11 protein-coding genes and 1 pseudogene are annotated in these 12426 nt (G+C 72.2%); 10 read left to right on the top strand and 2 right to left on the bottom strand.

Going from position 1 to position 12426, the window contains the following annotated elements; translation table 11 throughout:
- Nucleotides 1-274 (bottom strand): annotated as a pseudogene (locus V8688_RS20265) (hypothetical protein); the annotation flags it as partial.
- A gap of 103 nt (nt 275-377) precedes the next feature.
- Here V8688_RS20265 and V8688_RS20260 point away from each other — a divergent pair.
- From V8688_RS20260 to V8688_RS20215, 10 genes are all read left to right on the top strand, one after another.
- Nucleotides 378-1643 carry an ATP-grasp domain-containing protein gene (locus V8688_RS20260; RefSeq protein ID WP_218716560.1) on the top strand — a complete coding sequence of 422 codons (1266 nt, stop codon included), beginning with the start codon at nt 378-380 and terminating at the stop codon, nt 1641-1643.
- Nucleotides 1640-2464, top strand: coding sequence for a hypothetical protein (locus V8688_RS20255; RefSeq protein WP_218716561.1), 825 nt, complete (start codon nt 1640-1642; stop codon nt 2462-2464). The genes V8688_RS20260 and V8688_RS20255 overlap by 4 nt, the downstream gene beginning before the upstream one ends.
- Complete coding sequence (locus tag V8688_RS20250; RefSeq protein WP_218716562.1) at nt 2461-3501, top strand: pyridoxal-phosphate dependent enzyme; 1041 nt, start codon at nt 2461-2463, stop codon at nt 3499-3501. Before V8688_RS20255 ends, V8688_RS20250 begins: the two co-directional genes overlap by 4 nt.
- Complete coding sequence (locus V8688_RS20245) at nt 3498-5099, top strand: MFS transporter (RefSeq protein ID WP_342801462.1); 1602 nt, start codon at nt 3498-3500, stop codon at nt 5097-5099. Before V8688_RS20250 ends, V8688_RS20245 begins: the two co-directional genes overlap by 4 nt.
- A gap of 5 nt (nt 5100-5104) precedes the next feature.
- On the top strand, nt 5105-6049 hold the full coding sequence (locus tag V8688_RS20240; RefSeq protein WP_218716564.1) for a hypothetical protein: 945 nt from the start codon (nt 5105-5107) through the stop codon (nt 6047-6049).
- Nucleotides 6046-6954, top strand: coding sequence for an ABC transporter ATP-binding protein (locus V8688_RS20235; protein ID WP_342801461.1), 909 nt, complete (start codon nt 6046-6048; stop codon nt 6952-6954). Before V8688_RS20240 ends, V8688_RS20235 begins: the two co-directional genes overlap by 4 nt.
- Nucleotides 6951-8036, top strand: coding sequence for an iron ABC transporter permease (locus tag V8688_RS20230; protein ID WP_342801460.1), 1086 nt, complete (start codon nt 6951-6953; stop codon nt 8034-8036). The genes V8688_RS20235 and V8688_RS20230 overlap by 4 nt, the downstream gene beginning before the upstream one ends.
- A 33-nt stretch (nt 8037-8069) precedes the next feature.
- Nucleotides 8070-9047 (top strand): ABC transporter substrate-binding protein, encoded by a 978-nt coding sequence (locus V8688_RS20225; protein ID WP_218716566.1) that lies wholly within the window; start codon nt 8070-8072, stop codon nt 9045-9047.
- Nucleotides 9044-9595, top strand: coding sequence for a GNAT family N-acetyltransferase (locus V8688_RS20220; protein WP_218716567.1), 552 nt, complete (start codon nt 9044-9046; stop codon nt 9593-9595). Before V8688_RS20225 ends, V8688_RS20220 begins: the two co-directional genes overlap by 4 nt.
- 81 nt (nt 9596-9676) lie before the next feature.
- Complete coding sequence (locus V8688_RS20215) at nt 9677-11119, top strand: AIM24 family protein (RefSeq protein ID WP_218716568.1); 1443 nt, start codon at nt 9677-9679, stop codon at nt 11117-11119.
- Here the strand turns inward: V8688_RS20215 and V8688_RS20210 are convergent.
- Nucleotides 11116-12381: a hypothetical protein gene (locus tag V8688_RS20210; RefSeq protein WP_342801459.1), complete on the bottom strand. Its 1266-nt coding sequence runs from the start codon at nt 12379-12381 to the stop codon at nt 11116-11118. The two genes, V8688_RS20215 and V8688_RS20210, sit on opposite strands and share 4 nt — an antisense overlap.
- Between the last annotated feature and the right edge of the window lie 45 nt (nt 12382-12426).

Genomic DNA, 12426 nt, shown 5'->3' with positions numbered 1-12426 from the left:
TGCGGCCGGTGATCTCGGCGGCGATCGGGAACTCGAAATCGTCGACGGCGAAGGTCAGCGGCGTCGCGGCGACGACGGTGCCCGCCGTGTCGCGCACCTGCAGCGCCCCGTTGTCCACCACCAGCGAGCCCTGCTCGATCTCGATGATCGACGCGGTCTCGGTGGCGTGGGCGGTGAAGGACACCGGTCGCTCCGGCGCCTGCGCGTGCGCCGCCCCGGTGGCGGCCGTCAACGCCGCCAGCGAAAGCACGGCGGGCACTACGAATTTCCTCATCAACATGCGTCTTCCTCATCATTTCCGATCGAGCGAGCGCTCGACTGTCGCATCTTAACGATAATGGTTATCATTAGCACCTTGCTCGAGGCTGGGAGGCTACGTGGGACATCTGCTGATGGTGGAGAGTTGGGTCGGCTCGATGAGCACCCTGCTCCCGGCGGGAATCAAGGACACCGGGCACAGGTTCAGCTTCCTGACCAGGGATCTCGCGCACTACCTCCGACCGGGGACACCGACCCCGCACCCCCTGCTCGCCGCGGACAACGTGTTCACCGCCGAGACCAACGACGAGGCCACGCTGCTGCCCTACGTGCGAAAACTGCACGAGGTCTTCGGTTTCGACGGCGTACTCACCTCCTGCGACTACTACCTGCCGACGGTCGCCGCGATCGCCGCCGACCTCGGCCTGCCGGGCGCCGGGCGCACCGCCGTGGCCGACGCGTGTGACAAGTACCGGACCAGACAGCTCTGCCACGCCGCCGGTGTCGCGGGCCCCGCCTTCGAGATCGCGCAGGACTGGGACGAGATCGTCGGCGCCGCCGCGATTCTCGGCTATCCACTGGTGGTGAAGCCGGTCGATCTGTGCGGCGGGATGTTCGTGCGCCGCGTCGAGAACGAGACCGAGCTGCGTGCCGCGGTGGACCGGATCGCCGGGTTTCCGGTGAACGCGCGTGGCCAGCGCCGCTCACCACGGGTGCTGCTCGAGGAGTGTGTCGACGGACCGGAATTCAGCGTCGAGACGGTGACCGTGGGTGGCCGCACGACGGTGATCGGCGTGACCGACAAGCAGCTCACCGGGGAACCCGCGTTCATCGAAGCGGGTCACATGTTTCCCGCCGCGCTGTCGGACACCGAGACGGCGGCCGTCGTCGAACTCGCGGTGGCGGCCGTCGCCGCGCTGGGCCTGGACGCGACCGTCGCGCACACCGAGATCAAGCTGGGCGCGCGGGGCCCGCGCCTGATCGAGGTGAACCCGCGGCCCGCGGGCAACCGCATCACCGAACTCATCCGGCGGGTGACCGGAATCGACTTGGCCGCGACCTATGCCGAGGTCGCCGCGGGTGGCGTCCCGGATCTGACACCTCGCCCGACCGCGGTGGCGAGCGCGGCGGTCGCGTTCGCCGTGCCCACCGGGACCGGCGAACTCACGGGCATCGACGGCGCCGCCCACTGGGCCGAGGATCCCCGGATCGTGGAGTACACCCTCGCGGCGCTCGGCACGCGGGTGCGGCCGGCGACCGACAACAACAGCTACCTCGGTCATGTCATGGTGACCGACACCGCGCCCGGTGGCGCGGGTGAGCCGGCCCGAAAACTGATCGCAGACCTGCGCTTCGAGCTCGCCGCGCCGGGTGGTCCGGCATGACCGTCGCCGCCTGTCCCCCCTCGGTCGCCGAACTCACCGAGTGGGCGCGCGCGGGCCTGCTCGGGCCCGACGCCACGTCCCTGCACGCCTCGACCGCGTTCCGCACCACCTACGGCACCCACCACCCAGGCCGGACCCGCGGCTACCGCAACGAGGTGCTGAGCATCCGGCTCGGCGCGGCCGTCGGCTCGTGCGGGCTCGAACCCGGCACGGCCACCACCGAACTCGTCGACGACTGCGTCGCGGCCTCGATCGCGGAGTTGCTCGCCCATCCGCGCGCCGAGGTCCGGATCGCGGCCCTGGACGCCTACCTGATGCACACGCGGCCGCATCCGCGCGCGGCCGGGGCGACGGGCGAACCGGTGGTGATCGACGGGCCGACCTCCCTGACGAAGTCCCGTCGCCGGGCCATGGCGGTGGTCGACCTGCTGCCCGCCGGGGTCGGCAAGGTGCTGGTCGTCGGGGTGGTCGGCTCGCTGCTGGCCGAACTACGGGCGCGGGCGATCGAGTATCTGCCGTGTGACCTCGCGGGCGGCGTCACCGAATGGGGTGAGCCCGTGTACGAGTCCGTCGCGGCGGCCCCGCCGGACTTCGACGCGCTGCTGGTCACCGGAATGACGCTGGGTAACGGCAGTTTCGACACGCTGCGCGCTATCGCCGTCGATCGTGGTCTCCCGCTGGTGCTGTTCGCCCAGACCGGGAGCGCGGTGCTGCCGTGGTTCCTCGGCGCCGGCGTGCACGCGATCTCGGCCGAGCCGTACCCGTTCTTCTCCCTCGACGGCGGACCCAGCACCGTCGTCACCTATCGAGAGCGCTCATGACCACACCGCAGCCCGCCCTGCTCCAGCTCGTCGGTGGTACGCCCGTCGTGCCGATCGCCACCGAAAGCAGCTGGTACACGGCGAAACTCGAAGCCGCGAGCATCGCGGGCATGAAGGCTCGCGCGGCCCTGTCGATGCTGCGGGGCGCTACGGCCCGCGGCGAACTGGCGCCGGGCGCGACCATCATCGAATCCACCAGCGGCACCCTCGGTCTGGGGTTGGCGCTGGCGGGCAAGGCACTCGGGCATCCGGTCCTGCTCGTGGTCGACGACGAGCTGGAACCCGAACTGCGCTCGCTGTTCTCGGCCTTCGGGATCACCCTCCAGGTCGTCGCCACCCCGCACCCGACGGGCGGGTGGCAGCGCGCCCGGCTGGACCGGCTCGCCGAACTGCTCGCCGCGACACCGGGCGCCTATTGGCCCGACCAGTACGACAACCCCGACAACGCGGGCGGCTACCAGGCGATGGGTGCGGAGATCCTCGACCAGGTCGACACCGTCGATGTGCTCGTCGCCTCGATCGGCTCGGGCGGACATTGCGCCGGGCTCACCCGGGTACTGCGCACCCGGTGGCCCCACCTGCGGGTGATCGGGGTGGACGCGGTCGGTTCCCGCATCTTCGGCCAGCCCGACCGGCGCAGACTCATGCGCGGTCTGGGCAGCAGCATCCTGCCCCGCAATGTGGCCTACGCCGATTTCGACGAGGTGCACTGGGTGGGTGCCAGTGAGGCGGTCGCGTCGTGCCGTCGGCTCGCGGCCTCGACCGGGATCGCCGGCGGCTGGAGCACGGGCGCCGCCGCCCTGGTCGCGGGCTGGGCCGCCGACCGCGCACCGGAAGCCCGGGTGCTCACCGTGTTTCCCGACGGGCCGCACCGTTACCTGCGCACCATCTACGACGACGACTGGTGCCACGCCAACAACCTGCTCGGCCCGCACGCTCACGCACCGGCAGAGCTCGAATCGCCCACGGGGTCAGAGGTGACCGGCTGGGGCCGCTGCGCGATCGTGCGCGATCCCGCCGCGGAGGTGACGGCGTGATCCGGCTCGCCGGCCGCCGCGCCGGGTTCGCGGTCGCGCGGCGGGGCCGCCGGATGAACGGGCCGGCCACGTTCCGCGCGATGCCGGGTGCGGTGCGGCTGCTGCTGGTGAATCACCTTGTCGGACATATCGGCTTCTACCTGCTGGTGCCCTTCCTGGCGGAGTACCTCCTCGACGACCTCGCCCTGTCGGCCGCGGTGGTCGGTGTGGTGCTCGGGGTCCGCAATCTCAGCCAGCAGGGACTGTTCCTGGTCGGCGGCTCGGCGGCGGACCGGCTCGGCGCCCGCGGCGTGATCATGACCGGACTCGCCGTCCGGGCGCTCGGCTTCGCGCTGTTCGCCGTGGGCGGGTCGCTGCCGGTGGTGCTGGCGGCCTCGGTGCTCACCGGTTTCGCGGGGGCACTGTTCAATCCGGCGGTCCGGGCCTTCATCGCCCGCGACAGCGGTGCCCGTTCCGCGCAGGCGTTCGCGCTGTTCAACGTGTTCGGCAACGCGGGCTCGGCGATCGGTCCGGTGCTCGGCACCGTCCTGATCGCGGCGGGCTTCCGGATATCCGCGCTGGTCGCGGCCGCGATCTTCGCGGTGCTCGCGGTGGTGCAGTGGCTGCTGCTGCCCGCCCGTCCGGTGCCCCGGCACGACGGCGGCGTCGGGGCCGACTTCGCGACGGTGTTCACCGATCGCCGGTTCTGGGCCTTCACCCTCGCCCTGATGCCGATGTTCGCGCTGCAGAGCCAGATCTACTTCGTGTTCACCCTGCAGGCACAGGACAGCGCGGGGCCGGGGCACGGTCCCGCCGCGGTGGCCGCGCTGTTCGTGGTGGAGACGATCGCGGTGGTGGCGTTGCAGGTGCGGGTCACCACGGTGCTGGCGCGCCGATCGCGGCGGGGGCCCGCGATGGCGCTCGGGATGGCGATCATGGGTCTGTCGTTCCTGCTGCCACCCGCCCTGGCGGGGCTGGTCGCGGCGGCGGGTGATGGTCTGGTGGGCACCGTGATCCGCGTCGCGCCTGTGGTGGCGGCCGCGGTGCTGCTGGCTCTCGGTGTGACGGCGGTGCAACCGTTCGTGAACGAGGCGATCGGCCGCTTCGCCGGGAATCGACTGACCGGAACGTATTTCGGTGCGTTCTATCTGGCGTCGGGGGTGTTCACGGTCGTGGCCACCTCGGTGATCGGCTGGGTACTCGATCGCGCGGGCGGACCACTCACCTGGCCGCCCGCCCTGCTCTGCGCCGCGGCGGGACTGCTGTCGGCGTTCGCCCTGCTACGCCTGCACCACCACGACGTGCTGCCCGGCCCCGGCCCCGGCCCCGGCCCCGGCCCCGGCCCCGAGACCATCGACACCGACGCCCCGCCGGCTCCCCCAGCGCGCATGCCCGGCGCCACCGATGCCGTCGCCCCTGCGACTTCCCCCACGCGCAAGCCCGGCGCCACCGGTAGCGATGCCCCTCCTGCTCCCCCGGGCCGCATTCCCAGCTCCACCGGCATCGGCGGAACTCCCGATCTCGCGGCCCGCGCGCCCGGCGCCACCCGTAGCGGTGCCTCTCGCGGGGCGTCGGCGGCCACGGTACCCAGCGGCGACTCTCCCGGCGAACGGCGGTGACACCGATGACCACCGACCTCACCGCGTCCGGGATCGGCGTCGGGCGCGCCTACGGCAGCTGCGGGGAACTGCTGCAAGGCGTCACCGCGCGTGATCGGCACTTCCTGGTCACCCTGCCCATCCGGCGCGGCTCCGTGGCCGTCTTCGAGCCCGGCGGCGACGGCATCACCGTGGTGCCGGAACAGAAGTCGAAGGCGCGCAGGCTGGCGAGCGCGATGGTCGCCCGGTCCCGGGTGCTGCGGGGCGGACGGCTGACCCTGCACAGCGAACTGCCCGAGGGCAAGGGCCTGGCCAGTTCCACCGCCGACCTCGTCGCCACCGCTCGCGCGGTCGCCGACGCCGAGGGCCGCACCGTGCCCGTCGACGAACTCGAGGCCGACCTGCGCGCCATCGAACCCTCTGACGGCGTCATGTATCCGGGCACCGTCGCCTACTTCCATCGCGAGGTCAGGCTGCTCGCCCGGCTCGGCACGCTGCCGCCGCTGACCATCGTCACCGGCGACGAGGGCGGTGCGGTCGACACCGTCGAATTCAACCGCGCCGGGCCGTGTTTCGGCCCGGCCGACAAGCGCGAATACGACCGGCTGCTGAGCGAACTGACGGTCGCGGTCGCACGCGGCGACCTCGCCGGGGTCGGGGCGGTCGCCACCCGCAGCGCGGTGCTCAGCGCGACGCTGCGGGACCGGCCGCATCTGGACGCGACGATCCGCGCGGCGCGCGCGATCGGCGCGCTCGGCGTCGTCGTCGCGCACAGCGGCACCACGACGGGGATCCTGCTGGCCGACAGCGATTCCCGGCTGCGCGAGCAGGTTCTCGCCGCGCGGCGCATCTGCGACGGCTTCGCCTGCTCGGTCACGGTGCACCACTCGTGGCGGCCCGCCGTCGACACGCCGCCGCGCGAGCGCGCCCACCTGTCGTCCCACCCCCGAGCAGAGAGCACACCGCGATGATCACCGTCGACCAGATCCGCTTCACCTACGACGGCCGAACGACCCTCGACGACATCACCTTCCAGGTCGACCAGGGCAGCACGATCGGGCTGATCGGGCCGAACGGGTCCGGCAAGTCCACCCTGCTGCGGTTGATGTATCGCGCGCTGCGCCCGGCGGGCGGCACCGTCGTGATCGATACGACGCCGGTCGACCAGCTGCGCGGCCGGGCGCTCGCGAGCCGGCTGGCCGTGGTCGCCCAGGAATCCCCGCCAGACACCCCGGTCACCGTCGCCGAGACGGTGCTGCTCGGCCGGTCGCCGTGGGTCGGTGCGTTCCAAGGGTATGCACGCGCCGACCGGATCGCCGCCGCGGCCGCGCTCGACCACGTCGGGGCGCGAGCGCTGGCCGAACGCCGGTTCGCGACCCTGTCCGGCGGCGAACGGCAGCGCGTCCTGATCGCCAGGGCGCTGGCCCAGCAGGCCGACCACCTGCTGCTCGACGAACCGACCAACCACCTCGACATCCGCTACCAACACGAACTGCTCGGCCTGGTCCGCGGCCTCACCGCGACCACCACCATCGTGGTGCTGCACGAGCTGAACCTGGCCGCGCGCTACTGCGACCGGCTCGTCCTGCTCGACGGCGGCCGGGTCGCCGCCGCGGGCACCGTGTCCGACGTCCTGACCCCGGAAGTCCTCGAGCCCGTCTACGGCATCCCGGTCCGCCGGACCACCGCCTTCGGCGCGATCCAACTCCTCTTCGGCCCCACCGACGAACCGATAGCCGCCCGGGCCAACCAACCAGCGGCCGCCCCGGCCGACCGATCGGTGCAGGCGCGAGCATCCACCGCGGACCCCGGCGATCCCGACCCACCGAGCGACGACGCACCGTCGCCCGCGAACCGAGAGGCGGTTGCGCGATGACCGCGACGCTCACGATCCCACCCACGGTCGACGATCTCGACCACGCCCGGCACCGGCGGCGCGCGCTCCTGCCGGCCGGTGTACTGGGTGTCGCGCTCGTGGTGACCCTGCTGGTGGCCGCGGGGCTGGGGCCGGTGGCGGTGCCGCCGGGCACGGTCGCGCGGATCATCGGCCACCACACCCTCGGGCACCCGGTGACGGCCGACTGGACCGCCGCGCAGGACTCCATCGTCTGGCTGGTGCGGGTGCCCCGGGTGCTGCTCGGCGCGCTCGTCGGGGCGGCACTGGCGATCACCGGTGCGGTGCTGCAGACCGTGGTGCGCAATGTGCTCGCCGACCCGCACATCCTCGGCGTCACCTCCGGCGCCTCGACCGGCGCCGCGGTGTATCTGCTGTTCGGGATCACCGCGGCGACGACGGCGACGGCCCTGGCGGCGAGCGCGTTCGTCGGCGCGCTGGCCGCCACCGCGCTGCTGTTCGTCATCGCGCGGATCAACGGACAGCTCACCTCGCTGCGGCTACTGCTGGGCGGGGTCACGATCGGCTACATCTTCGCCGCGGCGACCAGCTTCCTGATCTTCGCCTCCGACCGGCCCGAAGGCGCCCGGACGGTGCTGTTCTGGCTGCTCGGTTCGCTGGCACCCGCCGCGTGGTCCTCGGTGGCGACCACGGTGGCCGTCGTCGCGGTGACCACGGTCGCGGTGCTGCTGCTGGCTCCGCGCCTGGACGCGCTGGCCGCGGGCGACGACACCGCGCGCACGCTCGGCGTCGCCCCGAACCGGATCCGGTTGTGGGCGTTGCTGATCGTCGCGCTGGCCGTCGGCGCGGTGGTGGCCGTGGCCGGTGCCATCGGCTTCGTCGGGCTGATCGTGCCGCACGTCGCCCGGCTCTGCGCCGGTGCGGCGCACCGACAGCTGCTGGTGGTCAGCGGGCTGCTGGGGGCGCTGTTTCTGGTGGTCGCCGATGTGGCCGCGCGGACGGTGTTCGCGCCGCGCGAGCTGCCCATCGGCATCGTCACCGCAGCCGTCGGCGCGCCCCTGCTGCTGATCCTGATCCGGCGCTTCCAGGCCCCGGCCTCCTGAATTCTTCGCTCCACGAAAGGAAACCCGATCACCGTGTTCTCAGGTGTCTCCGCGTCGCGCCGTGCGACGTTGCCCGTTCTCGCCCTGCTCACCAGTGCCGTCGTCGCCGGGTGCGGCACGCCCGCCCCGGCCACCACCCCGGCTGCCGACGGCTTCCCGATGACGATCTCGAGCTGCGGTCGCGAGGTCACCTTCACCGCGCCGCCGCAGCGCGTCGTCACCGTCGGGTCCATCGCCGCTCCGCTGATCGCCGCGGCGGGCGCGGCCGATCGCATCGTCACCCGCACCTTCGAAGCCGCCGCCTTCCCCGGCGAATACGGCGATCGGCTGAAAGGCATCGAAATCACCGCGCCGACCGCGGAACTCGCGCGCGAGGAGATCATCAGCCGCGCCCCCGACCTGGTGGTGAGCGTCGAAGGACTCTCGGTGACCCCCGACGACCTCGCCCAGGTGAACATCCCGCTGATCGTGACCCGCGGCTACTGCCGCGACGCGGCGGGCACCTTCGAGGACGTGTTCGCCGACATCTCCCTCTACGGCAAGCTCTTCGGCACCGCGAGTGCCGCCGACGCCGAGGTCACCGCATTACAGCGCCGCGTCGACGCCGTCACCCAGCGGCATCCGGCAGGCGCCGCCCGCATTCCGGCCGCGGCGCTGATCATCTCCCGCGACGGCGCCCAGCTGAAGGCCTACGGGGCCAAGAGCACCGTCGACGCCCAGATGAAGATCCTGGGCCTGGACAACATCTACGGCGGCATCGACAAGCGCAACTTCGAAGCCAATACCGAGACCCTCATCGCCCGCGATCCGGCGGTGATCATCCTGCTCACCCAGGGCGATCAGACGCCCGAGGCGGTCCGCACCGCGCTGCGTCAGCGACCCGAACTCGCCGGGCTGCGCGCGATCCGCGACGACCGGATCATCGTGGCGCCCTTCGGTTACACCGGGCCGGGACCGGTCGCGGTCGAGGGACTGGAAGTGCTCGACCGGGAACTGGAGCGGGTGCGATGACCACCGCCACCACCGACTATCTCGTCCGGCCCGCCGGACTCGCGGATCTGCCGGGCGCGCGCAGCGTCATGCTCGACACCTTCTATCGCGTGTTCGGCATCGGCTACCTGCCCGAATACCACCAGGACGTGATCGATCCGGAGAACGCGTACCTGCGCGAGCCCCGCCATCGGCTCTGGGTCGCCGAACACGACGGCGCGATCGTCGCGACCACCGCGGTCCGGGCGCAGGGGCCCGCGCACCCACCGCATCCGGCCGAGCTCGCCCTGGCCTATCCGGACGCGACCACCGCGCAGCTGTTCCGGGTCTACGTCCGGCCCGAACACCACCGGCGCGGCCTGGCCACCCGGCTGGTCGCGGCGGCGATCGAGCACGTGCGCGCCACGTCGTCGTTCGAGAAGCTGTACCTGCACACCGACGCGCGGACACCCGGCGCCCTGGAGTTCTGGCTCACCTTCGGCCGGGTCGTGCACGACGCGCGCGGCCCCCACGACGGATTCCAGACCGTGCATCTGGAAATCCCGCTGGACCGGGAACAGCCGCGCTGACAGGGGCAGCTGGCGCGGCGGCGGCACACACGGCACTATCGAGGCCGTGGAACGATTTCGAATCGGACAAACCACCCAGTCATGGGACGTGGTGTCGTGACCGCGCTGGCTCCCGGCGAGAACCGCCCCGCCCCCGGTGACGAGCTGACCGTCACCGTGGCGAGTTCGGCCTCGGTCGACGTCTCGGCCCTGTTGCTGAACACAGCCGGAGTCGTGCGTTCCGACGCCGACTTCGTCTTCTTCAATCAGCCGACCGGGCCCGGCGTCGTCTACCGGCACGGCAACGGCGGACCGGACGTGGTGCAGGTGCGGACCTCCGCGCTGCCCGCCGACGTGGACAAGGTGGTGGTGACCGCGAGCCTGGACGGACGCGGTCCCACCACCTTCGCCGCCGTCGGCGAGCTGACCACCACCATCGGATCGACCTCGGGGACACTGACTTTCCCGATCCCCCGGCTCACCACCGAGAGCGGTGTCGTGTGTGTCGAGATCTACCGGCGTGGTGACGCGTGGAAGGTCAGGGCGATCGGGCAGGGCTACGACGACGGCCTGGCCGGGATCGCCTCGGCGTTCGGCGTGAACCTCGACGACGAGCCGGAACCGCCCGCGCCCACCCCGCCGCCCGCTTACCCGCCGAGCACCCCGCCCGCCACTCCACCGGGCCCGCCCCCCGCCTACCCACCGAGCGCGCCGACCGTGGCCTTCCCGCCCGGCCAGGCCGCGCCCGTCCCACCTCCGCCGTATCCGGGAGCTCCCGCCCCGCAGTCTCCGTTCCCTTCCCAGCAAGGAGCCCAGCCCGTGCACAGCGACCTGTTCGACCCCTCGCACGCCGAGGTCAACGGCCTCGGGATCCAGAAGCAGGGCGGCAAGATGATCAAGGTCGGCCTCAACGGCGAGGTGATGGCCAGGGCCGGTTCGATGGTGGCCTACCAGGGCGACCTCCAGTTCCAGGCGCTCGGCTCCGGCGGCATCGGCCGCGCCATCCGGCAGCACCTGACCGGGGAGGGCGTGCCGCTGATGAAGGTGACCGGCCGCGGCGACCTGTTCGTCGCCAACAGTGCCGCCGACGTGCACATCATCGACCTCGACGGGACCGACGGCCTCACCATCAACGGCGCCAACGTGCTGGCCTTCGACTCGACCCTGCGCTACGACATCGGCCGGGTCCAGGGCGCCGCGGGCTACGCCTCCAACGCGGGCCTGTTCAACTGTGTGTTCACCGGTCGCGGCCGCATCGCCATCACCACCCACGGCACCCCGGTGGTCCTCACCGTCGACCAGCCCACCTTCGCCGACCCCAACGCCGCTGTCGCGTGGTCGTCGAGCCTGCAGACCGGGATCAAGCGCAACGACTCGTTCGGCCTGGGCAGGCTGATGGGCCGCAGCACCGGTGAGGCGAGCACGCTGTCGTTCACCGGGCGCGGCTTCGTCATCGTGCAGCCCTCGGAGATGCCGCCCGGCGGCTTCATCGGCGGCACCGGCGGCGGCCAGCAGGCGGGTCATTCCGGCGGCATCTTCGGCTAGATCACGGGCTGTCCCTGGTCGGCGCCGTCACGCTGCCGCCACCGCACCAGTCCCGCGCAGCCCAGGATCACCACGGTGGCCACCGCCAGCGGTAGCGCGGTGCGCGTGGCGACCGTATAGGTGTCGGGCGTGTACACGGTCCAGCCCAGCTCGAGCTCGGACCCCCGGCCGGCCCGGCTGTTCTCGAACAGCCGGGCCAGCACGGGCAGCACCGACACGCCGATCACCGTCATCGGCGAGACCGGCAGGCAGGCGCCGACCGCCAGGCCGATGGCGGCGGGCAGGACGAATCGAAAGGCCAGTTCGGCGATCACCGCGCCGCCGCTCAGCACCGACACCAGGCCGCTCAGCGTCACCAGCGCGCACAGCCCGATCCCGGCCACCGGAACCCGCCACCACACCGTGCCGACCAGCGCGCCCAGCGCCAGCGCGCCGATCTGGATCGACAGGCCGATCCGGTCCGGCCCGACGCCGACCACCGGATCGACCGCGATCGCGGCCGAGATCGCCAGGATGGTCAGCACATAGACGGCCTCGACGGGCGGCAACCACAGGCTCACCGCGACCACACCGGCGACCGCCACCACCGCGACCGTCACCGACGGATTGCCCGGCAGCACGCCCAGCGCCCAGATCAGCGCACCGGCTGCCAGCGGAACCCCGGCACCGACGGCCACCGCGCGCCCTGACGACACCGGCGCGATCCGCTCCCGCCCGACCACGAAACCCGCCGCCAGCAACGCGATCACGGCGGCGACGAGCAACGGCCAGCTGTCGGGCAGGTCGGGCACGGTGCGCGTGGTCAGGTAGTCGGCGTAACGCCGTGACAGTTCGACACTGTCGTCGATGCGCGCGCCGTACAGCACCGCGATCATCGATCCGACGACGAACCAGGTCTGTCCGCCGGGCCGCAGCACCGCGGCCGCGATCAGCAGCCCGGCACCGATACTGCCGAGAACCCATTGCTCGGACCAGGTCCCGGCGGACTGCAACGCCGCGATCGCGACCACCATCGCCAGCCCGGCCATCCCCGCCGCCACCGCGACCAGATATCGCGCCCGGAACCGACCGAGCAGCACGACCACGGCCACCGCGACGACGGCCGCGATCACCGCGGCCGACCCCGGCCCCGACCCGAACCAGCTCGCCCGCCCGTCGCGCGCGACGACGGCGAAGTTGGTTCGCGTGTGGCCGATGACGTACCCGCTGAGGTAGCCACACAGCAGACCGACCGCCCCGATGACGAACGCACGCCCGTTCATTCGCAGCACGATAGCCGCCGACCGTGCTCAGCGAGCACGAATCAG

The organism is Nocardia sp. No.11, from assembly GCF_038752175.1.
GTDB classification, from domain to species: domain Bacteria; phylum Actinomycetota; class Actinomycetes; order Mycobacteriales; family Mycobacteriaceae; genus Nocardia; species Nocardia canadensis.
This window is presented reverse-complemented; position numbering and strand designations above follow the sequence as displayed.